The following is a 20577-nucleotide window of genomic DNA, read 5'->3' on the forward strand; positions in this document are numbered from 1 at the left end:
CAGTTTCTGGTTCGTCGCCCACTGCTGTTGACGTTACTGACCGCAGCTCAGTGCTCCTGAGCGTCGTTGATGCTGGATTTTCTCGATCGTTGTTGACGTTGCCGCGCACCTTCAGCCCCCGCCCTCCCGGTGACGCTTCGAATGATTCATGACGCTGCTTTGAAGTTCTCATTTATCCACTGTCGAAATATGTCAGCGAATGTTCGGGGATGATCCGGGCCGATTGCAGCGACTCGTAGGTCACCTCCACCACCCGCAACTGGCCGCCACAGACGGCACACCGAAGCGGCGCCGTCAGTGGTTTCTCTTGCGGTGCGTGGCCGCTGCCCAGCCAGAAAGTCCAGCCCAAGAACAGCCACACCAACCACTTCACCTCCTCGATGGCCAGTTTGCTGTTCGAGCTCATCCAGCCGTAGTGCCGGATCTTGTGGAAGCCCGGTGGCAGAACGTGCTGTAAGAAGCTCGCGACGAACGTTTCGCCGGCGACACGCTTGGTTTCCATTCGCTTCGGCTTGCTGCGGCGAATCGTATAAATCACTTCCGCTTCATCGACCGACACGATGCGACTGTTGTTGATCGCCACGCGGTGCACGTACGGTGCCAAGTACTTCAGCGTCGGCACGCCGTGTCCGACCGGTTGGATGTCGACGACGAAGTTTTTGTCCCAAGCTTGCTTGGGAACACAGTCATAGAGGCCCGCCGTCCGGAGTTCGTCGGCGAGCTTGGCCTTGTAGACTCGTATCAACGTCGCATGATGGAACAGGAAGTTCTTCGGTGTGCTCTGCCACGAGACCGCATTGCCGCTCTCATCCAACTTCACTCCGCCGCCGGGAACGACATAGTGAATGTGCGGATGATAGACGGCAGGGTCACGCCCCCAAGTATGCAGCACACCGAAGAACCCCAGCACGCAACCGCGCAGGGCCTTGGTCGCCGCGCCGACGTCGCGGATGCTCTGGCTACTGGCATCGAATAGACAGCGGTATCCGTCTTGCTGATGAGCGCGCAGCACCAAGCCCAGTTCACGAGGGACCGTGAAAGTGACGAGGAAGTGATGCACTGGCATTAACTTGGCGGACTGCGTTTCAATCCACAGCTGCGTTTTCTCGTGACCACAGTTCGGGCAGTGCCGATTGCCACACGAACGCCCGACCCAGTGTTCTCGCCCGTATCCGTCGCATTGATAGTGAACGCCACCAAGCGCGCCGGTACGGCAACGCGTGATCACGCCAAGAACTTTCTGCTGGATGACTGAGACGGAGCCGGGATTCTGTTTCAAGTAAGCCGGTGCGAACTGCCGTAAGGCATCGCTGACGCTGGGCATCTTGCTGATGCAGAGGCTACTTCAACTTAGCTTTCGCACCGGCATCGTTGCCGTCGTCTTCTCCGGGCGATTTGCCGAACATCATGTTAATGACCTCGCGCGAGTTGGCCTCGGCGGTGTCGGTCAAGTGCAGGTAGATCATGGTGGACTGTAGCGAAGAGTGCCCCATCAGTTTCTGGAGGGCCTTCAATCCGACGCCCGCTTCGAGTAGGTGCGTCGCGTAACAATGCCGGAGCGTGTGCAGCGTGACTTTCTTGCCCAGGTTCATCGTTCCGGTGATCTTGGCGATGGCTTCCTGAACGGTCTTTTCAGACATCGGGTTCTTGGCCGTGCTGATCCCGTGCTTGGCCAGTGAGTGCCCGCGTCGATTGCCGGGGAACAGCAACGACGGATGCTGGTGCGTGCACCAATAGCTTCGCAACAACTTCAGCGTTGAAGGTGGCAGCGGCAGTAAGCGATCTTTGGCTCCTTTCCCGCGATGGATGTGAGCGAACCCGCGAGCGGCATCGATGTCACCAACCTGCAAGCTCAAGGCTTCGTTGAGCCGCAGTCCCATGGTGTAAACGGTCCAAAAGAAGACAAGCAGGCGTTGAGTCTTGGTGATCTGCATGATGCGGTGGACCTGCTCGATGGTCAGTACGACTGGCAGCGTTTTGGCGTTCTGCAGCTTGAGCATCGCGAAGATCTCCCAGTCGCGTTTGCAGGTGAAGGTGAAGAAGAACTTCACGCCCGAGAGTGCGACCCGAAGCGACCCATTGGCGAACTCGCGATCATTCTTGAGGTGTAGAAAGAACTGGCGGAGTTGCGTTTCGGTGACCTTGTCGGGACTGCACTTCGCAAAGTCGGACAGTTGCCGGACGGCACGGATGTAGCCATCGTGAGTGCGTTTCGCCTTTCCGGTAAGATGCAGGTCCTCGGAAAGACGCTGGCGAAGTTCGGCAGGAAAGTAACGACCGCGTGGATTTGCAGGAGTCTGGGGGTTAGACTTGGGCATGGATGTGTTCCTGTAGCAGGAGGAGTTGATGGGCTGTTCACAGCGAACAGCTCCTCCTGCCAGGATGCTTCAGCGAAACCTCAACTCCCTCATCAATTCCACCTCACCAAAATCCCGCCGCGATAGCGGCTTACTTGAACAAAGCCATGCACCTGAGTGGCGGTGGTTCGGTGTTTTCGAAATCACGCCTTCTCCCGCCACCAGGTGATGGCAAACGTTCCCCGACTGAATGCCAATGATCGCACTCGGCTACATGGCGAAACGAATCGTCGAGCGTCCCGGTTGGCTGGACGTGCCATCGGTCCGCGACGTCTACGCCGTGTCCGACTGTATTTCGCCGGACTTCGCGAACTACATCACTTTTTGGACGCACAACGGCTTCTGGTTCTTCGACAGGCCTTCCTACATTGCCCGGCTTTGTACCCAGCACGGCATCTCACTGGATGGCCTTACATTCGTCTACTACGAAGCCCATCCGCAGCAGTTCGACAACGACGATCACACGTGGAGGGACTTCGGGCCTGACCCGGATACCAAGACCGATGTTTTTGCAGCAACCGCATCTACTCTGCTCGGATACGACATCGTCTGCTACTCAATGCAAAACTCGCCCGAATGCTCGCCGTTGTCCTGCAACCACGTTGCGACTGACGTTCAAGTTAATTCGCACTGTCTGATTGATTCACTTGACTACGCTGTCCAATGTCTCGAAACTGGCATCTTCGACAACGCCGAACCCGGCCCGATGCGAATTGTTGCCGTTCACTCGCTTCGAACAGGAGCGGACGGGGAACAATGACATGCACGGGAGCACGGCTTGCGGCTTTTCTTGCAATGGATGCCCAACTCTCCGTGCCCCGTGATGTCCGCCGTTCGCCGACTAAAACTTTTTCGATCGGAGATTGGATCGGTGCGACGCCCCTTAAGCATCTTTGACTTGCTGCTCTTCACTCTCATTGCTGGCGTGCATCTTGCGCACCTTCCGCTCGCTGTTGACTTCTCGAATTCGCCTTTGACCCTCCTCATTCCGCTTGTTCCGACACTCGCCGCGGTATGGATTCAACTGCGATTTCGCCTGCGAACACTGCAGGCTACCCTCACACACTACACCGTATGTGTTGTCTGGGCTTTTCTGTATGGATACGGATACTGCCTTACGCTGAACGGACGACAAGCGTCCACGCCAACGCACGGCCGAATATTTGACCCATTCTCCTGGGCCTTGGACGACATGCGAGAAATGGCTGTTTTTGCACTCCTTACGTCCGCAATGTACGCTGGAGTATCGCGGTTCGTATTGCGAAGAGCTAACCGGAAGATTGCTCCAATGACCGAAGCCCGAATCACGGCGAACCATGACATGCACGGGAGCACGGCTTGCGACGTTTCTCGCAATGGACAGTCAACTCTCCGTGCCCCGTGATGTCCGACGTTGAACTTAATCGAGTGGGCTCCGGTGCAGTGGGGAGTCGCGGCGTATTTGTTGGCGGTGGTTGACGTGGTTGCACGCATCCATGCGTGAAGGTGCGTTGGCGTCCATGCCAACTTGACTCAGCTGGGTGATCGTCGCGTTTTCTTGCCGCACGTGTGTCGTGCCCGCTGCCATCTGGTCTCGGTGGCGTCCTGCGGACGCTGTCGGTCGGCGGCCGTGCCGGAAGGTTGCCTGCTGAGTCTCTTGTTGGTCGCGGGCGGTGTTTCTGGTCCGTCCGGAAGCCTTCGGGCACGGGTTCGGTTGTGGCGAACGTTACGGTTAAATGGGGCTTGCGCTTTTGGGATCCGTAAGCACTGTGGAACGCTTCCGCACTCCGATTTCTCGGCGTGCAGCGTTCCAATCCTGCTTTCAGGCATACGCCATGACTCCGTATCAAAAACATCCCTGCGAACTCACTCGGCGAATGGCCGAGGACATGATCATTCGCAACTTAGCCCAGTCCACGATCGACGCCTACACCTATCACGCTCGACGCTTCGCTGCCTTCATCGCCAAGCCGCTGGGCCGAGCAACCGTCGAAGACGTTAGAACCTTCCAGCTTTACCTGATCCAACAAAAGAAGGTCGCCTACAGCACCTTCAACCAAGCGGTCTGCACGCTACGGTTTCTCTACCAAGATCGTTGCCGCGAGCAGCTGGAGGCAGTGGAGGGATGGCGACTTGAAGAACCATCAGCTGACTCGTCCAAGGAAGCGTTCGCCCAGTCGCCAGACCAAGTGTGCGAGCACTGCGGCAGCGACCGGATAGAACTGGTCCAAGATACGCCGAAGCCTTCATGGGCAGAGATCTTCTGGCGAGAGGACGATCGCTGCCCGGGGTGGTACGCCGACCGGCAACGGGAGTCGCATCGTCGTCTCTGGACGGCCAGCTACGGTACCGATTTTTACGATTGGTACGTGGAAACCCAGGTAGAAAGTGCAGAGGGAATCGAGCGGGAGCCAATCGCCATGGTTCAGTTGCCGCTGGCAGGATTTACGGGCGATTTCGGCTACCCCCAGTCGTATCTGGTAGACTCATTCTGACGGGCCGGTCGTCTCGGCCTACGTCCGCTGTGCTGCCCCTAGTGCGGCGACAAAGTTCAACGCACGATCTATCCGTCAGCCAGGCGGCAACCCCAACATGCAACACTGGGGTCTTTCACGCCTGGCCGAAGGATAGATCGCAATTCGTTATCCGACTGAAGCTGCAGGCTCCTCTATGACGCTTCCAGAAACAACCGTGGTCTATCGATCGCGTGACTTCCAAGATGCAGAGGCATTTGCTGCTCATCTGGTTCAGGCTGGCATCAACGCGCGACTGGTCTCTCCACGGCAGGTTGGGCACGTTGGCGAGGGTCCGGTGTTCGATACGCTTCATGATGTACTCGCTTCGGACTGCACCGAACCCCAAGTTCGTGAATTGCTTTCTGACTGGCGATCACGCGAAAATAACGATGCAAATACACTCTCACCGTTCTGCTACCATTGTGGCTTTGACCTCGAGGCGGTCTCACCAACCTGCCCTGATTGCGGAAAAACTCTCGACTTCGGTGGCGATTAGAATACGGCGGATCTCCAGGAACACCACCTGCTCACCCCGCATCAGACGGGTGATTGTTTGCGGGTTTTGAGCGCAGCCTCTTTGCTTGAGACGCATTTCGGAGACTCCGGTGCAGTGTCAAGCCTCGTTTCGAATCGATTTCCAAGATCTGGCGCGTACCGGTAGCGCAGTGATCTGTGTTGACTTGCCCTGAGGACTCTCTAAACCGCCAGGTTCGGCTGCAGGTCGTAGCCTAATTCAATGGCTCGGCGACGCAGGCTTGCCACCAGTTTGTCCTGAAATCGACTATTGTAAGCCTCCGCTCCGACGTCTTTATACGGCCTGCCTGTCTGGATCATCGTGTAGACAATGATTGCCAATTTGCGAGCGATAGCTGTGATTGCACTGGCTGCGCCGTCGCGACCGCGCAGTCGCCGGCCGAAGGCGCCTAACGCGCACTTCGATTGAATCAAGGTCTGTGCACAAACGCGAAATGTTTGCGCGACTCGATTGCTACTGCGATGGGTCGGGCTTTTGCCTTTCTTCTGCTTCTTGCCACCTGACTTGTTGGCTTCTGGGCAAAGACTCAGCCAACTAACGAAATGCTTCTCCGTCGGGAACGCATTCACATCAGTCCCAATCTCCGAAACGATCTGAAGAGCCGAATGAGCGCCAATGCCATCGATGCTGGTCAGGTCGACACCCAGCATTTGGTAAAGGATCGTGCGAGTGTCAAACTTCGGTTCGTTCGTTGTCTTGCTACGCTGTTTGGCGCGAGGCGGTTTGGCCAATGGTTGCCCGTCCGAATGGTCATCGAATTGTCGCATGTACGCTTCGATTTCAAGATCGACTTCGACGATCTTCTTGTGATAGTAACGATACAAGTCCACGGCTTGGCGTAATGAGAAGAGGTGCTCGTCTCGCCAGTTGCCCTGCAGCGCCAAGGCAATCGTCGCTTCGTCGTTCTTGCATCTTTCGTTTCGCAGTTTGGCAAGCTGATGCGGATCACGTTCGCCTGCCAGAATGGCGTCGATAATCGCTGTACCCGTCGCACCGAGAATGTCGCTAATCACTTCGGTGAGCTTCAAGTTCATCTGTTCCATTGCTTTCTGCATATGCTGGATGTGCTGAGCGGAACTCTTGACGAGCATCTCACGTTGCCGCATGTAGCTGCGCAGGACGATGATACGATCTGCGGGCCGAAACGATCCAGTGAGCAGTCCGAACGTGTGCAACGTTTGAATCCATTGGCTATCCAGAACGTCGGTCTTGCGACGAAACTTCTTGACTTGACTCGGCTCGACCAAGATCACTTCAAATCCGCGCCGCTCGAGGACTTCGAACAGCGGGATCCAGTAGACGCCGGTGGATTCCATCGCGACTGTTTCGATTCGACAGTCGGCAAGCCAATCGGCAATCGCATCGAGATCCGCGGTGAAAGCTCCAAAGCTGCGGACCGGATTCTCCGAGTCACGATCTTTGGGTACGGCAACGAAGTGGACATTCGCTGCGATGTCGATACCCGCCGCATTCACGTTGACTTGCTTGAGCGATTCAATCGGCGGTGGCGCGTTGTCGACAGGCAGGCCAACACGTCGACTAGATCGCGGTTTTGCTGTCGTTCCGCGAAGCTGGAGAGGCTTCTTGTTGCCGCTGACACCTTGCTTGTTTTTGCGTTTCTTGCGTGACATAATGGAATCTCCTGAGCGCCAAACGTAAAGAAACTTGGGAAGAAGGCACGGACCGGGCGTACTCGACATATTGCTGTTTAGGTTCTCCAACGAGGTCGTGTTGAGATGCGTAAGCAAATCAAACTGCCATCAATGCCAACGTCAAGAGTCGAGCAGGGCCAAGATAACCAGCGGGCTAAACGCACCAATCCGCAGACGGCCTCCACGACCCGGTCCGTGCACTTTGATTTTCGCGAAACGAAACATCACTTGCAACTAAAAACCCAAACGCTGTTCCTCCAGAGCCACCCCGAAGCGCAGCGTTGCAAGTTTGATAACCACGCGATGATGACGGAGCGGCGGTGGTGACTTTGGTCGAAGTGGTTGATCAACTCCCGCCGCCCGCATATCGCAAACGTTCGCCGACTGACATAGTCTTGCTCTTCTTTAAACATTTCGAGGTGTTCACGATGAAATCAACTGTTAGCGTTATTGCGATCGTCCTCGCGGTTTGCGTCCTCGTCGTTTCTGTTGGTGGTGCGTCTGCCGATAGCGCGACGGTAAACACCGAACAAGTGACTGATCAAACGGCGAATGCTCACAATCCAACTGGTCGTTTTCAAATCTCCTCGTTTGCCACGGAGAAGAGTGGTTCCGGCGTCGGGTACTACGTCATCGACTCAACCACCGGTGAGATCTGGATGAACTACGGCGACAACAAACCAAGCAAGGTTTCTGAATCGCTGTTAAAATAGCTCGGGGGCCACGCGTGTGGTCTCGAAATGCGGCGAACCATGGGTTGCAACGGCGGCCGCGAATTGACGTTTTTGAAGTGGTGAGTCGTTCGCGCGGCCCCGCTGAACCCTGCCGTTCGCCGACTGATGTGCCAAGCCATTGCCGTCTATGAAACGCTTTTCGTTACGAACACTTTTGATCACAACGGCCGTAATTGCGGTGCTCCTGGCACTGCCGACCCGCCGTGCCATTTTCCAGAAACGCGGACGCGCATGGGTGGCCTCTCAAAACGGCCATGTGAGTTTTTCGTACAAATACAATGCTCTGACAGATCAATGGGATCACAACGCTGCGCTTCCTGCACCTGAATGGCTCATCAATACCCTCGGCATCGACTTCTTTGATACAGTGGATACGGTGGTGCTTGACAATATGACGGTAAAGGACCTGTCTCCGATTACGAATCTGCAAAACCTTCGGCAACTTGCTGTCTATATCGACATCGACGACAGCCTTGACTTCTCGCCGCTAGCTGAACTACCGAAATTAGAGCTTGTATACCTCGACTACACCGGAATACGCGCCGCTCGACTCGCTAAACTACGCGAACTTCTTCCGGACGTCCGTGTCGACGCAACGAACCATCCACCGCCAGACTAAAGCGGCGAACCATCCGATGCACGTGCGGACTGGCAAGGTCTGATTGACTAGCGGGTGGGAATCCCGTCTGGGTAAGCGTTAGCCGCGCGCCCAGTATCGAGTGTTGCAGGCTTCGTATAGGCACCATGAGCTGAAGTCGAAGTTTGAAGCGTACACAGAAAGGTAATGAGGATGAAGCGCTCGTAGGTGGCCCTGCGACGTTGAATGGATTTTAGCCCCGAAATTTGGTAACTGTTGGATCCTGCCCAAGGTTTGTGCATCCCTGAAGGCAACATCGCTTGCAGCGTCATTCGGCGAGCAGCAAGCGGAGACCCGGGGTCGGCGGCCCATTCGCATTACACATCAAGCCAATCAGGCAACCAGTGAGACCCTGAAGTTCTTGATCGAACCCAAGCATTCCAACTTGGCCGATCGAGTATGTCCTAGAAGTGGAATAAGCGACGAAGACAAATGAGATTCAGGGAGTCGGATGACCGAATAGTACCGCAGAAGCTTGAAGTCCAATCAGGTGGAATGAAGCCGGGTAATGCTGGCGAAGGGAAGGCGGTCAGGCCAACACGCGTCCAAGACGCCGAATCGCCCACACTCAGTGGCGGGAGTACGGTTCTGGATCGTCTTGAACGCATCACCGAAAGAGCGAAAACGCACCCCGAAGAGGTTTTTAGTAATCTCTTTTCGCTGCTCAATTACGAGCTGCTGTGGTATGCGTTTCGCCGACTGAAGCGAGGGAAAGTGCCGGGGGTCGATGGCGTGACGGTGGAAGATTACGAGGAGGATCTGGAGGGCAACCTTCGTGGCCTGCTCGATCGACTTCATCGTGGCAGCTATCGCCCGAACCCAAGCTTGCGAAAGAACATCCCGAAAGGGAATGGGAAAACGCGACCTCTGGGGATCGCTTGCGTGGAAGACAAACTCGTCCAACGGGCGATGGTGATGGTCCTCGAGCGGATCTACGAAGTCGACTTTTACGACTTCTCGTATGGGTTCCGTCCGCAGCGATCATGCCACCAAGCGTTGTCGGCACTCGGTCAAAGCATCGCGACCGAGAAAGTGAACTGGATCAGTGACGCAGACATCGAAGGTTTCTTCGACAACGTGTGTCACGAGAGCCTCTTGGAACTGTTGCAAGTTCGCATCAGCGATCCCAAGCTGCTCGCTCTGGTAAAACGGTTTCTCAAAGCAGGTGTGATGATCGAAGGCAAACTGGAAGCAACCGAGGAGGGCGTTCCACAAGGTTCGAGCCTCTCTCCGCTGCTTGCGAACGTGTACCTGCATCACGTGTTGGACGATTGGTTCGAACGTGAAGTGAAGCCACGACTGCAAGGACAAGCGACTCTGATTCGGTATGCGGATGACTTCATCTGCTGTTTTGGATTGGAATCGGATGCGCGGAGATACCAAGCGGTCCTGCCGAAACGACTTGCCCGGTATTCGCTGTCAGTCGCCCAGGAGAAGACAAAGTTGCTCCGATTCGGTCGTTTTGCCCAGCGTGATTCCAAACGCTGGGGCGAAGGTCCTCCGGGAACTTTTGACTTCCTGGGATTCACTCATTACTGCGGGCGCAGCCGCGCTGGAAAGTTCAAGCTGAAACGGAAGACGTCGGGGAAGAAGTATCGGCAGAAGGTCGTGGAACTGCGTCGCTGGTTCAAGAGTCAGTTGGACGTTCCGATCGGCGAGATGTGGCAGATCCTTAACGCGAAGCTTCGCGGTCACTACCAGTACTACGGTATCAATGACAATTGGCCGATGCTGATGGCGTACCGCAACAAGGCCCGCGTGCTGGTCAAGCGTCACCTCAGTCGTCGGAGCCAGAACAGCTACGTGAACTGGACGCACCTGGATCGTCTGTGCGAGCGACATCCCTTGTCGAATCCGCGGAAGCTCACGGACCTGATCGCGATGTCTCGTGCGTCGGTGAGTGCTGTGTGAGAGGTGTTGGTTGGGAGCCGGATGCTAGAAAGTGGCACGTCCGGATCTGAGAGGGGCCGAGGGTCAATGCGGCATGGTTAGAATATTGTGACACCACCACAGGAAACCGGTGGCAAACAGGGAACACAAACCCTAACCTAAACCAAAGAGACCTCGGTCTACTCGCCCCGAGTCGCCGAGCCGGGCGTTTTAACAATGGAAGATCTCTCGCGGCGACCGGGTGATCGGTAACGTTGAACTTAATCGAGTGGGCTCCGGTGCAGTGGGGAGTAGCGTCGTGTTTGTTGGCGGTGGTTGACGTGGTGGCACGCATCCATGCGTGAAGGTGAGTTGGCATCCATGCCAACTTGATTCAGCTGTGTGATCGTCGCGTTTTCTTGGCGCACGTGTGTCGTGCCCGCTGCCATCTGGTCTCGGTGGCGTCCTGCGGACGCTGTCGGTCGGCGGCCGTGCCGGAAGGTTGCCTGCTGATTCTCTTGTTGGTCGCGGGCGGTGTTTCTGGTCGATCGAGAAGTCTTCGGGCACAGGTTCGGTTGTGGCGAACGTTACGGTTGAATGGGGCTTGCGCTTTTGGGATCTGCAAGCACTGTGGAACGCTTCCGCACTCCGATTTCTCGGCGTGCAACGTTCCAATCCTGCTTTCAGGCATGCACCATGACTCCCCACCAAAAGCATCCCTGCGAACTCACTCGGCGGATGGCCGAGGACATGATCATTCGCAACTTGGCCCAGTCCACGATCGACGCCTACACCTATCACGCTCGACGCTTCGCTGCTTTCATCGCCAACCGCTGGGCCGAGCAGCCGTCGAAGACGTTAGAACCTTCCAGCTTTACCTGATCCAACAAAAGAAGGTCGCCTACAGCACCTTCAACCAAGCGGTCTGCACGCTACGGTTTCTCTACCAAGATCGTTGCCGCGAGCAGCTGGAGGCAGTGGAGGGATGGCGACTTGAAGAACCATCAGCTGACTCGTCCAAGGAAGCGTTCGCCCAGTCGCCAGACCAAGTGTGCGAGCACTGCGGCAGCGACCGGATAGAACTGATCCAAGATACGCCGAAGCCTTCATGGGCAGAGATCTTTTGGCGAGAGGACGATCGCTGCCCGGGGTGGTACGCCGACCGGCAACGGGAGTCGCATCGTCGTCTCTGGACGGCCAGCTACGGTACCGATTTTTACGATTGGTACGTGGAAACCCAGGTAGAAAGTGCAGAGGGAATCGAGCGGGAGCCAATCGCCATGGTTCAGTTGCCGCTGGCAGGATTTACGGGCGATTTCGGCTACCCCCAGTCGTATCTGGTAGACTCATTCTGACAGACCGGTCGTCTCGGCCTGCGTCCGCTGTGCTGCCACCAGTGCGGCGACAAAGTTCAACGCACGATCTATCCGTCAGCCAGGCGGCAACCCCAACATGCAACACTGGGGTCTTTCACGCCTGGCCGAAGGATAGATCGCAATTCGTTCTGCTACTGAATGGAGTCGACTTTGCGATACATCGCCATTGCGTTGTTGGTTCTGCCTTTTGCCAGTTGCCGTTCGATTTCGCAGTCGCGGCTTCGTGCCGACAATCAGGATGAGATGCTGACGGCCGTACGTACCGTGGTTCCGATTGGCACTTCAATTGGCGCTGCTAGAGCGCAAATGGAGCATTCTGGGTTTGACTGCAAAGTCATAGAGAACGGATCGTTTTCCGAAGACCCGGGATTCATTGGAAGTGATCGTGAATATCGCAACGTCGACAATGCGAACTTTCTTGAGTGTCGACGCAATGAAAGTGCCGGTCTATTGGTTAGTCACCTTTGGACTGTCGCGATCGTATACGATGATGACGATACTGTTTCTGATGTGCTGGTGCTGCACCGCATGGAAGGTCCGTAAGTAACGCACACGAAGCAGAACAATGTCGTGCAACGGAGCACGGCATAGGGCGTTTACAAATGGAGACCACATTGGCCGTGCCTGCTGACGTCCAGCGTTCGCCGACTGAAGTAGTTCGTCGGCTTCGGTATTCACGCGATTGCCGCGAATCTGGACCGATCCTCTGCGTTGAAGTAAAATGGTCAGTTCCTACCGCCACAGGTGACATATGACTGTCGAACAAGCCATTTCTGATATTGCATCCCTCTCATTGGAGGAGCAACTGCTGGTCGTGCAAGCAATTTGGGACCGCATGCCGCAAGACGCCGGTACATCACTGACTGACCAGCAACGCGCTGAACTCGACCGACGCTTAGCGAGCTACCAGGCAAATCCCGATTCCGCGCTGACCGAATCGCAACTACGTAAGCAAATCCGTGATTCCCGATCGTGATGGATGTCCGTTACGCTAAGGAAGTTCGCGACGATTTGCTCGTTTCGATGGCTTGGCTGGATGAACGTTGCGTTGGACTGGGCGACGAATTGGAAACGGAATTCTATGCTGCAGTATCGGTCGTCCAGGAACGACCATACTCGTTCGCTTCGGATCATACTGGATATCGACCCAGCCGACTTCGTCGATTCACCGCCGTCCTCTACTATCGAATTGAATCTGACATCATTGTCGTGATGGGATTGTTCGTCGGTGGTCGTGATGTGTCTCGACTTCAAGATCGCGGGGAACCATGAAATCGCTTTACACTTGCTTGTCAAGCGTCAGTGACAATCGGCGGCAAGCGACGCAGCCTCATCCGGCGTAGAAGATGACAAGGTGTTTTGCGACCAAACTGTCGCCGGTTACTATTCTTGGTTTTCGCGAATCAATTCAATGAGTCGCTTCGGATGCGGGAGTTGCTTGGCGACAACTTCTAGATCGTCTTGCCCCGAGCTTGATATGCCAATGTCACCCACATTCAACAATCGTTGTATGAATGTTTGGTCAAGCTGAATATTCCGTACGTCGTCATGCTGAACTTCCGATGTTTCGCGGGAAATGATGCCTCGCTGGAAAATCGTGCGATCATCGGTAACCGTCAATGTTGTGAATCGACTCATCAGCATCCAATAGCCGATGAATCCCGCAGCAACCACCAGAGTCACCGCACACGCCCAGGTCAGTATGGATGCGGGACCGAGCATCTTGGTGTCATCGAACGAATAGCCGGCAATGGCCATGCCAGTGACTGATAGCACCATGAAAACCACCGCGGCCAAAAAGGCGAGACCCAGGACGAGCGACGACAGGATTCGCGTGCGAAATACAGCCGGATGGACTTTGGCGAGTATGCGTTCTTCGGGTTCGGCCGCTAAAGGTTGTCTGTCGGCGGTCGTCTCGCCGATCTCCTGAACCGAAGTGACGACTGCGGTTGGCATTTCCATCTCGAACGGCTTCATGCACTTCGGGCATACGACCGGACCATCGAGATGTTCAATCGAGCTGTCAACTGATTGCTTGCAGTAGGGACATGTGGTGGTCAGGACTTGCATGCGCTGGTTTCCCCGATGTGGAAGATAGATTTTTCGCCTTATGGCGTCACCCGTCAGTCGCTGTCCGAGCGGCGGGCCAGTGACCTCTGGTACCACGCACTTGCCGTGCCACCCGCCCGACTGTTGGGCACGGCAACCGCAATCCGCTAATTTGCGTCGACACGTCGGTCGGACCCGGCAAAGCGTTTTTTTTAAGCCTTGCGAGCGGCACCGGGTTTGCAATGATCCGGACGGTCCAGCGGATTCCGCAACTCCCCCAATCAACCTGAGGAAGAGTTCAGCAACACGTCCCGTCGAATATCGCGACGTTCCCGAATGGGTGCTCTGCCGGGCATCCCTGACAGCGCTGGTATGGGTTGCTTGGACGTCGCAGGCCTGGCCGTTTGACGGGACAACTATTTTGCGGCGGCTTTCACCGCGTCGATTATCTCTGCTGGTTCGGCTCGTTTCTTGTAATCCGCATCCAGAAAGGCGTACGTGATTACGCCGGATTTGTCGATCACGTACGTCGCCGCAAGCGGCAGTTCCATTGCGTCGGTGCCATTGAATTCGGGCAACTTTAACTTGTCGCGATACGCAGGAATGATTTCTTCTGCCAATTGAAAGACGATGCCGTACTTTCGCGCGACCATGTTGTTTTTGTCATGCAGCGCGACCATGTCCAAATCATTCGCATCTGCCGTTTCTTTTGCCTTCTCAGGCAACTCTGGAGTCAATGCGACCAATTTTGCTCCGGCGCTCTTGATCTTCTCCAGGCTCTGCTGCATGGCACGAAGCTGAATGTTGCAGTAAGGACACCAGCCTCCCCGGTACCACATCAGCACGATGGGCCCGTCCTGCCAAAGTTCGCTCAGTTTGACGCTCTCGCCATCCCAGCCCGATAGCTGGGCGTCGACTGCGGCATCGCCGACCTGTTTCGCAGACTTCTCGATGCCGGTTGCCCGGGCCTTTTCGATGCCTGCGGCGTATGCTTTGTTCACTTCATCCGAAGACTTTGCCGCGTTGGCTGCAGCCCGATCGTCCAGCGATTGGGATAGCGTTGGGTTTGCACTCGGTCGTGTTTGCGTTTGATTGGTCATTGTTGCATTCTTCATGAGTTCGGAAAGGTTGTTGACGACATGATCTGGTCGAGCGACGTTCGGATACATCGACTCGCTGGGACGTTTGGCACCGATGCGACGACACCGAGGCATCGCGCCAGCGATCTAGGAATTGGCATCCATTCAAGCTGTTCCAACCGTTCGCGTATTGCGATTGGCATGTGTCTGTGTGTTCAGAAATTCGAGAATCGCATTCCCGTATTCCTCGGGCGCGTCCTGCGGCACCCAATGAGAACAATTCTTGATCGCGTGCAATTTTGCGTTGGGCATGTCTTCGACTAACCGTTCGGCGGTTGAGACGGGTTGCCAACGATCATCGACGCCCCACAGCAACAGTGTCGGTTGCGACATCCCGCTCAGCCGTGCTGTCAACGGCGTCGTGTGATTGGTATTCAGACTTGCCGAATTACGCACCATGCTGACGATCCCCTCGGGTTCGAGATAAGGTTTCATGATTCCTTCTCGGAATTCGTCCGTCAGTCTTTCGGGGCGAGACAAACCGAACTCAAAACTCTTCTCAAGTAGTTGCCTCATTTCCTCGGGCTTCATCTTCGCGTTGCGAGGATGTCCCAGAGCGAGCATCTCATCGACCGGCCAACTGTCGTATGCGACGCTATTGGAAAGCACCATCGACCGGACGAGTTCCGGCGAGCGATCGGCTACGATCATTGCCACGCCGCCGCCGATGTCATGGGCGACAAAGTGAGCGCTGGGGATGTCAAGCTTTGCAAGAAGACGCTCGACGACATCCGCTTGCATTTCGATGGAACGATCAAAGCGGTCACGGCGATCGGAGTATCCGTAGCCGATCATGTCCGGCGCAATGACTCGATAGTGCTCCGACAGTGGGCCGATGATCTCGTGAAAGAGATACGACCACGTGGGAATGCCATGCAGTAGCAACAAAGGCTCGCCTTCGCCAACGTCGGTGTAGGCGACGGTGAGCTCATCGTCGATGATTCCATCAATTTGAATTGTCTGTTGACGATCGCAAAAGGTTTGAGCGTCCATGGTTATCTCCAGTAAAATATGGGGTCAGTGTCATCGCGAAAGTCGCAGGAACTTTCGGAAGCTGCGGCCTTGTTCCAGGCCGCTATGAATCGTGTGTGATTTGCGGCAAGCTTGGTTCGCGGCCGAGTCGCCAGTGATCGACAGAGCAGATCGTGTCACATTCTCTTAATCGCCATAGTGTCAGACAGGCCGCCAACATTGGGGCAACCGCAACGAACAGCAGATTGGGGCTATCCACGGTTCGCTATGTTTCGCAAACGAAGTGAAAGGTGTTCAATCGAGCTGTCAACTTCTTGGTTGCAGTGGGGGCATGTGGTGGTCAGGACTTGCATGGGTTCGTTTCCTTGATGAGGAAGTCAGATGATTCGCTCGGTGGCGTCACCCGTCCGTCGCTGTTCGATCAGCGGGCCAGTGACATCTGATACCACGCACTTGGCGTGCCACCGGCCATCTGTTGGGCACGGCAACCGCCATCCGCCAATTTAGGTCGGTGCGTCGGTCGGATCCGGCGTAGCGTTTGCTCGGCTTTGCGAGCGGCATCAGGTTTGCAATAAGATTGATCGGTCCAATTGATTCCGCAGTATCCCCAGTCAACCTGATGAAGAGTTCATTCGCGAGTCACGCTGCAGCGGCGTATTCGTCGCGTTTCCACGCCGCAGCACAACAAGCTTTTTGCGTAACCGTCGGCAATCGTCAACACGATGGCGGCACTCGGTTGGAAATAGGTCAAATGATCGACCAACCTGAGCGTTGGTCGACCAACGGGTGCGGCCGACAGTGGGATGTCGGCCGCAAGTGCAGAAGCTTTGGATGCTGGTCGCTGGCGGACTGGCATGCCATCCCACCGAATTGGATTTGCGATGTGGTCAACGAAGATCGCAATCTCGAATATCGCGTCGATACCGGACTAGGCTTCCTGAAGCAATCTAGCGACTATTGAAAACCTTGCCATCAAAACGAATTGCAAATTGCCCGATCGTCCTCCCTGCTTGATGCTTCCATGCCCAGCCATTCATCGCGACCTACCAATTCAGTCCCACAATCGACCCATCACTGGGTCATGGCTGGGATCGTTTCCTCGGCGTCACGTTTCATTCCAATTCCATTCGTCGACGATGTGATTCGTGACCGATGTCAGCGATATGTGGTTGCCAAAACGCTGGTGGCTCACGGTGCCGAAGGTCATTGGGATCAAGTTCGGCCGTACATCGATGCGGACGCCGGTTGTTTGGCGGGTTGCCTAGCGCAGGTCGCAAAGGCTCCCTTGAAGTTGCTGATGTTTCCGATTCGGAAAGTCGTCAGCGTCCTGACCTCGGTCCGAGGGGTGCCGCTGGAAATCACGCGAATGGTCCTGCTTGGTCGGACGCTGGACCGTCGGTTGAAGAACGATGGGGTCCCATCTGCAGCGGAGGCCGCGCAAATGCGAGTTGCTTTCGACGCCGCGTTCGCTCGAATGGATCTGCATGCGATCAAAGCTGTGATCAACGATGCGTTGAACCAGATCGGCGATTGGAAGGGCGCGGCGATTGACGCATCTCGCGAGGTGCTCGGTTCTCCGGACGACTCGAAGGTGCCGGACTTGTCGACCGATGCCATCGCGAACTTGCCCAAGGTGGAAGCCGATGCGATCCACGTCGATCAAGCACTGCACAGCCCTGATGTGTTGCAACTGTTCGCGGAATTCGATGCCCGATTCGATTCGGAACTCGCAAACTTATAACACACGCGGTCGGCCCGTTGAGAACCCTGTTGTCCAAGACCGCTCGTTGCAAAGCCAAATCGGATGGGTTGGTATCGACGATTCAATATTGGCAAATGAAGCAGCATCACATCCGCGCCTATGCCGTTCACTGCTTGACCGCGTCCGGGATCGTTCCCGCGGCCTTCGCGGTGATGGAGATTGCCAGTTTGGACTGCGATCCCCGAATCGTTTTCATTTGGCTATTGCTTGCGACGTTGATCGATGCCATCGACGGCCCGTTGGCGCGACGCTTTCACGTCAAGCGATATGCTTCCAGCATCGACGGGCGGACGATCGACGACTTGCTGGATTATCTGACATTCGCCTTCATCCCGTTGTTGCTGGTTTGGCGGATGGGCTGGATGCCGATTGGTTTCGGATGGACGGTGGTGTTCGCAATGGCAGCCAGTTTATTCGGTTTTGCCCACGTGGATGCAAAGGATGAAGCGAATGGGTTTTTTCGTGGCTTTCCGTCCTTCTGGAACGCCTACGCGGTCTACGCCGGAATCTTCTCGACACTAGTTTCGCCATGGTTGACCGCGATCACCCTGTGGACCTTGGCGGGGTTGACCGTTGCACCGATATGGATGATCTACCCGAACTTGGCGCCCAACAAGTGGAAACGCGTTGTCATGGGGGGAGCCGTTCTGTGGACCCTGTCAATGTTGGCGTTGCTGTGGGATTTTCCCCACCCGCCTATTCCCCTGTTGGTGCTTTCGATGACCTACCCCACCTTTTATGCAGTGTTGTCATGGCATCTGCGACGATCGTCCGTTTAGAACGTCATCGATGGCGGCGAATCGGTCTTTTCGATGGCGGTGTACGGCGATGTTACTTCGGTCGCACCTATTTCGGCGATCGCTTCTTTGCCGCGTACTGATAGATCGGTGATGAACATGAATTGGTCACGCATGTCGAATGGGTACGCCTTGACCTTGTAATGGGATCCCCATGGTTCCTCGCTCATGACCACCAATACTGGCTTGTCGTACTCCAGGTACGCGCTGGTCATCACGACATCTCGTAGCGCACCACGCAAGGCGGCAGCATCGTGATCCGGATGAACGTAGAAGTCGGCGATGCACATCAGCGTGCGCGCACCGTCGTTGCTGTTCGATACATTGTTTTGCCACATGTACAAATGAGGCACCGTCACGATGTCGTCCGCAGGTGTCCGTATCGTGATCGCTCGAAGCCCGACGGACTGCACTTCGCCATAGTCGCCATGGATCCGGACCCAATCACCCGGGCGGTAAGGTCGCTCGAACACTGCCACCAAACCCGCGATCAGACTGCTAACGTAATCTTTGAACGCAAAGCCGATCGCGACACTCGCTCCGCCCGCGATCACCAGGAAGTTCTGAAATGTGACGTTGAAGACAATGGGAATGATCCAGACCACCGCCAACGTCATTAACAGCAGCCGAATGATTGGCACCGCAGCCAGCAAGTACAGCCGTAGTTGGCTGGGACCACGCTCGGCAAGAAACGGTAGCAAGCGACGGATGATCGCGATCGTAACCAGGACACCAACGACAATCACCGCGATCTGCAACAAACTGATGTCTTGCCAATCGTTGATCAGTTGTACCGCTTCGTCGGATGCCTTCGAGGAAGATTTGCCGGATTGGTTGGCTGCGGCGGTGGCGGCATCTTTCGCAACATCATTCGCTGCACCGACGACATTGGCCCCGTCGGCGACAGTGTTCGTCGCCATAGCGGTTGCTTGTTGCGTGTCGATCGCTTCGGAAGATTCGTTTTGCATTTGTTTCAAAGGCGATCAAGAGGGAAGCCGGCGTCGGCCAGTGCTTGTCGAATGGTGGGGTAAGCAGTCGGTGAACAATAGAAAGCATCGCCATCGCGTTCGACAAATTCAGCGGCCACCAAAGCCACCAATAAATTGGATTCGTCCACGCTGGGCAAAACAATGCTCAATTCGTCTGCCGTCAGGGAGTTGTGAAGCAGCAGTGCATGAAGCGCCAAAAGAGCATTGGACACATGATTCTTTGGCAGGTGAAAGTCATCCAGTTGCGCTACCCATAGAGCCTCTTCGTCGGGGAATTGCTTGGCGATCTTCTGATTGTCTTTCGGAGCCACTCGCAGACTGCTTCGCCAAAGATGCCAGGCAACCCACGGAACACCCAAGCTGCGAGCTGCCAACGTTGTCAGGAACTCCGAGTTCGCGGATTCGCCGTCGCTGTGGCGTGCAAAGATGTCTTCGCCGGTTGTCGTCAGACGGAAAATTTTTCCTTCGGCAACCCCAGACTCCACAAGCTCGGTGAACCACGCAAAGAGTCGATCAGCATCGAATGCCTGGAGGGTCACACCGACGGGCAACACCAAGTCAGCCCCGACGATTTTTTCCAGATAACCCCATGCCCAACTGTTGCAACCAATCACGCAATGTCGTTCCAGCATTGCCAGTCGGTCGAGCAATCGGCGTAGCAGTCGTAAACCGTTGCGATGCCGAATGAACCAGTCTTCCAGTCGCGGAATCACAACGACGCCATCGCCTTCGATCTCGGGTAGCGATATATCCTCGCTGCCGTTCAGGATGACTGCACGCTCGGGTGCCTCGACGATCGTATGCCCCGCCTGTTTCGCCCAGGTGCTCACAATGTGATTGTGGTCGCAAGGCGGCAGCACGACCAGTTGCATCCAGTGAATCGGCTCTGGGTCTCGCGACCATTGGTCAAACGTTGCGTGCATTTCGGCTAACAACGGGCCACATGCGGGCGGCGGAACGATTCGATTCAGCTTTCGTTTGGTGGCGACACGCAGTGAATCGTCCGAAATGAAAGGATCTTCGGTCTCGCGACGTAACGTCCGCCATAGATCGCCGGCAAAGCGACGGATTGTTTCGTCTGCCGGCGTCGGAGGCAGGGTGAACTGACCGAGTGGCTGAAAAGTTTTCACTTCGGATGATTCACTCATGCTACCGATTGGCTTGGAAGGCTCTCGAAGGGATGTTTGGGATGGAAAGACGAGTGGTTCCGCCCC

At 55.7% G+C, this 20577-nt stretch carries 23 protein-coding genes; 15 read left to right on the forward strand and 8 right to left on the reverse strand.

Annotated elements, in window-relative coordinates; translation table 11 throughout:
* Positions 1–172: 172 nt before the first annotated feature.
* A complete protein-coding gene (locus K227x_RS06720; RefSeq protein WP_145168819.1) occupies positions 173–1324 on the reverse strand; it encodes an IS91 family transposase in 1152 nt (383 codons plus the stop codon).
* A gap of 16 nt (positions 1325–1340) precedes the next feature.
* Positions 1341–2318 carry a site-specific integrase gene (locus K227x_RS06725; protein ID WP_145167563.1) on the reverse strand — a complete coding sequence of 326 codons (978 nt, stop codon included), beginning with the start codon at positions 2316–2318 and terminating at the stop codon, positions 1341–1343.
* Between the two features lie 235 nt (positions 2319–2553).
* Here K227x_RS06725 and K227x_RS06730 point away from each other — a divergent pair, with 235 nt between their 5' ends.
* The 3 genes from K227x_RS06730 (at position 2554) to K227x_RS06740 (ending at position 5348) form a co-directional block, all read left to right on the forward strand.
* The gene (locus K227x_RS06730) at positions 2554–3117 is read left to right on the forward strand and encodes a hypothetical protein (RefSeq protein WP_218933815.1); all 564 of its coding nucleotides are present in this window, start codon (positions 2554–2556) and stop codon (positions 3115–3117) included.
* Between the two features lie 1054 nt (positions 3118–4171).
* Complete coding sequence (locus tag K227x_RS31075) at positions 4172–4831, forward strand: site-specific integrase (RefSeq protein WP_246146597.1); 660 nt, start codon at positions 4172–4174, stop codon at positions 4829–4831.
* A 175-nt stretch (positions 4832–5006) separates the two neighbouring features.
* Positions 5007–5348 carry a hypothetical protein gene (locus tag K227x_RS06740; protein WP_145168821.1) on the forward strand — a complete coding sequence of 114 codons (342 nt, stop codon included), beginning with the start codon at positions 5007–5009 and terminating at the stop codon, positions 5346–5348.
* A gap of 200 nt (positions 5349–5548) precedes the next feature.
* Here the strand turns inward: K227x_RS06740 and K227x_RS06745 are convergent, their stop codons facing one another.
* Positions 5549–7018: an IS110 family RNA-guided transposase gene (locus K227x_RS06745; RefSeq protein ID WP_218933816.1), complete on the reverse strand. Its 1470-nt coding sequence runs from the start codon at positions 7016–7018 to the stop codon at positions 5549–5551.
* 105 nt (positions 7019–7123) lie between these two features.
* Here K227x_RS06745 and K227x_RS06750 point away from each other — a divergent pair, with 105 nt between their 5' ends.
* From K227x_RS06750 to K227x_RS06785, 8 genes are all read left to right on the forward strand, one after another.
* Entirely contained in the window at positions 7124–7366 is a 243-nt protein-coding gene (locus tag K227x_RS06750) for a hypothetical protein (RefSeq protein ID WP_145168822.1), read from the forward strand.
* Positions 7363–7752, forward strand: coding sequence for a hypothetical protein (locus K227x_RS06755; protein ID WP_145168823.1), 390 nt, complete (start codon positions 7363–7365; stop codon positions 7750–7752). Before K227x_RS06750 ends, K227x_RS06755 begins: the two co-directional genes overlap by 4 nt.
* Positions 7753–7900: 148 nt before the next feature.
* Positions 7901–8392, forward strand: coding sequence for a hypothetical protein (locus K227x_RS06760; RefSeq protein WP_145168824.1), 492 nt, complete (start codon positions 7901–7903; stop codon positions 8390–8392).
* A 513-nt stretch (positions 8393–8905) separates the two neighbouring features.
* Entirely contained in the window at positions 8906–10321 is a 1416-nt protein-coding gene (gene ltrA / locus K227x_RS06765) for a group II intron reverse transcriptase/maturase (protein WP_145168825.1), read from the forward strand.
* A 647-nt stretch (positions 10322–10968) separates the two neighbouring features.
* Positions 10969–11634, forward strand: coding sequence for a phage integrase N-terminal SAM-like domain-containing protein (locus tag K227x_RS06770; RefSeq protein WP_246146598.1), 666 nt, complete (start codon positions 10969–10971; stop codon positions 11632–11634).
* A 171-nt stretch (positions 11635–11805) separates the two neighbouring features.
* Positions 11806–12198 carry a hypothetical protein gene (locus K227x_RS06775; RefSeq protein ID WP_218933817.1) on the forward strand — a complete coding sequence of 131 codons (393 nt, stop codon included), beginning with the start codon at positions 11806–11808 and terminating at the stop codon, positions 12196–12198.
* Positions 12199–12406: 208 nt separating this feature from the next.
* Positions 12407–12631 (forward strand): addiction module protein, encoded by a 225-nt coding sequence (locus K227x_RS06780; RefSeq protein WP_145168827.1) that lies wholly within the window; start codon positions 12407–12409, stop codon positions 12629–12631.
* Complete coding sequence (locus K227x_RS06785) at positions 12631–12927, forward strand: type II toxin-antitoxin system RelE/ParE family toxin (protein ID WP_145168828.1); 297 nt, start codon at positions 12631–12633, stop codon at positions 12925–12927. The genes K227x_RS06780 and K227x_RS06785 overlap by 1 nt, the downstream gene beginning before the upstream one ends.
* A gap of 111 nt (positions 12928–13038) precedes the next feature.
* On the opposite strand, the gene K227x_RS06790 is transcribed toward K227x_RS06785, so the two are convergent.
* Complete coding sequence (locus tag K227x_RS06790; RefSeq protein ID WP_246146604.1) at positions 13039–13611, reverse strand: PH domain-containing protein; 573 nt, start codon at positions 13609–13611, stop codon at positions 13039–13041.
* A gap of 129 nt (positions 13612–13740) precedes the next feature.
* Here K227x_RS06790 and K227x_RS31360 point away from each other — a divergent pair, with 129 nt between their 5' ends.
* Positions 13741–13875 (forward strand): hypothetical protein, encoded by a 135-nt coding sequence (locus tag K227x_RS31360; RefSeq protein WP_261343423.1) that lies wholly within the window; start codon positions 13741–13743, stop codon positions 13873–13875.
* A 245-nt stretch (positions 13876–14120) separates the two neighbouring features.
* Here the strand turns inward: K227x_RS31360 and K227x_RS06795 are convergent, their stop codons facing one another.
* Entirely contained in the window at positions 14121–14804 is a 684-nt protein-coding gene (locus tag K227x_RS06795) for a peroxiredoxin-like family protein (RefSeq protein WP_145168830.1), read from the reverse strand.
* 144 nt (positions 14805–14948) lie between these two features.
* Entirely contained in the window at positions 14949–15836 is an 888-nt protein-coding gene (locus K227x_RS06800) for an alpha/beta fold hydrolase (protein ID WP_145168831.1), read from the reverse strand.
* 598 nt (positions 15837–16434) lie between these two features.
* Between K227x_RS06800 and K227x_RS30305 the strand changes: the two genes are divergently transcribed.
* From K227x_RS30305 to K227x_RS06815, 3 genes are read left to right on the forward strand one after another with little or no spacing between them, the layout of a single operon-like run.
* On the forward strand, positions 16435–16776 hold the full coding sequence (locus tag K227x_RS30305) for a hypothetical protein (RefSeq protein WP_218933818.1): 342 nt from the start codon (positions 16435–16437) through the stop codon (positions 16774–16776).
* Positions 16777–16836: 60 nt separating this feature from the next.
* Positions 16837–17556, forward strand: coding sequence for a hypothetical protein (locus tag K227x_RS06810; RefSeq protein WP_145168833.1), 720 nt, complete (start codon positions 16837–16839; stop codon positions 17554–17556).
* Positions 17557–17585: 29 nt separating this feature from the next.
* The gene (locus K227x_RS06815; protein ID WP_315854343.1) at positions 17586–18356 is read left to right on the forward strand and encodes a CDP-alcohol phosphatidyltransferase family protein; all 771 of its coding nucleotides are present in this window, start codon (positions 17586–17588) and stop codon (positions 18354–18356) included.
* Here K227x_RS06815 and K227x_RS06820 read toward each other — a convergent pair.
* The gene (locus K227x_RS06820) at positions 18353–19342 is read right to left on the reverse strand and encodes a mechanosensitive ion channel family protein (RefSeq protein ID WP_145168834.1); all 990 of its coding nucleotides are present in this window, start codon (positions 19340–19342) and stop codon (positions 18353–18355) included. The two genes, K227x_RS06815 and K227x_RS06820, sit on opposite strands and share 4 nt — an antisense overlap.
* Positions 19343–19347: 5 nt before the next feature.
* Positions 19348–20511: a hypothetical protein gene (locus K227x_RS06825; RefSeq protein ID WP_145168835.1), complete on the reverse strand. Its 1164-nt coding sequence runs from the start codon at positions 20509–20511 to the stop codon at positions 19348–19350.
* Positions 20512–20577 lie beyond the last annotated feature (66 nt).

It is taken from the genome of Rubripirellula lacrimiformis, from assembly GCF_007741535.1.
In the GTDB taxonomy this organism is placed as follows: domain Bacteria; phylum Planctomycetota; class Planctomycetia; order Pirellulales; family Pirellulaceae; genus Rubripirellula; species Rubripirellula lacrimiformis.

Coding starts and splice junctions, on each gene's coding strand:
- K227x_RS30305 (WP_218933818.1), top strand. CDS start 16,435: ATGAAGAGTTCATTCGCGAGTCACGCTGCAGCGGCGTATTCGTCGCGT.
- K227x_RS06720 (WP_145168819.1), bottom strand. CDS start 1,324: ATGCCCAGCGTCAGCGATGCCTTACGGCAGTTCGCACCGGCTTACTTG.
- K227x_RS06825 (WP_145168835.1), bottom strand. CDS start 20,511: ATGAGTGAATCATCCGAAGTGAAAACTTTTCAGCCACTCGGTCAGTTC.
- K227x_RS06810 (WP_145168833.1), top strand. CDS start 16,837: ATGCCCAGCCATTCATCGCGACCTACCAATTCAGTCCCACAATCGACC.
- K227x_RS06740 (WP_145168821.1), top strand. CDS start 5,007: ATGACGCTTCCAGAAACAACCGTGGTCTATCGATCGCGTGACTTCCAA.
- K227x_RS06750 (WP_145168822.1), top strand. CDS start 7,124: ATGCGTAAGCAAATCAAACTGCCATCAATGCCAACGTCAAGAGTCGAG.
- K227x_RS31075 (WP_246146597.1), top strand. CDS start 4,172: ATGACTCCGTATCAAAAACATCCCTGCGAACTCACTCGGCGAATGGCC.
- K227x_RS06770 (WP_246146598.1), top strand. CDS start 10,969: ATGCACCATGACTCCCCACCAAAAGCATCCCTGCGAACTCACTCGGCG.
- K227x_RS06730 (WP_218933815.1), top strand. CDS start 2,554: ATGATCGCACTCGGCTACATGGCGAAACGAATCGTCGAGCGTCCCGGT.
- K227x_RS06785 (WP_145168828.1), top strand. CDS start 12,631: ATGGATGTCCGTTACGCTAAGGAAGTTCGCGACGATTTGCTCGTTTCG.
- K227x_RS06780 (WP_145168827.1), top strand. CDS start 12,407: ATGACTGTCGAACAAGCCATTTCTGATATTGCATCCCTCTCATTGGAG.
- K227x_RS31360 (WP_261343423.1), top strand. CDS start 13,741: ATGTGGAAGATAGATTTTTCGCCTTATGGCGTCACCCGTCAGTCGCTG.
- K227x_RS06790 (WP_246146604.1), bottom strand. CDS start 13,611: ATGCCAACCGCAGTCGTCACTTCGGTTCAGGAGATCGGCGAGACGACC.
- K227x_RS06795 (WP_145168830.1), bottom strand. CDS start 14,804: ATGACCAATCAAACGCAAACACGACCGAGTGCAAACCCAACGCTATCC.
- K227x_RS06820 (WP_145168834.1), bottom strand. CDS start 19,342: ATGCAAAACGAATCTTCCGAAGCGATCGACACGCAACAAGCAACCGCT.
- K227x_RS06745 (WP_218933816.1), bottom strand. CDS start 7,018: ATGTCACGCAAGAAACGCAAAAACAAGCAAGGTGTCAGCGGCAACAAG.
- K227x_RS06725 (WP_145167563.1), bottom strand. CDS start 2,318: ATGCCCAAGTCTAACCCCCAGACTCCTGCAAATCCACGCGGTCGTTAC.
- K227x_RS06760 (WP_145168824.1), top strand. CDS start 7,901: ATGAAACGCTTTTCGTTACGAACACTTTTGATCACAACGGCCGTAATT.
- K227x_RS06800 (WP_145168831.1), bottom strand. CDS start 15,836: ATGGACGCTCAAACCTTTTGCGATCGTCAACAGACAATTCAAATTGAT.
- ltrA (WP_145168825.1), top strand. CDS start 8,906: ATGAAGCCGGGTAATGCTGGCGAAGGGAAGGCGGTCAGGCCAACACGC.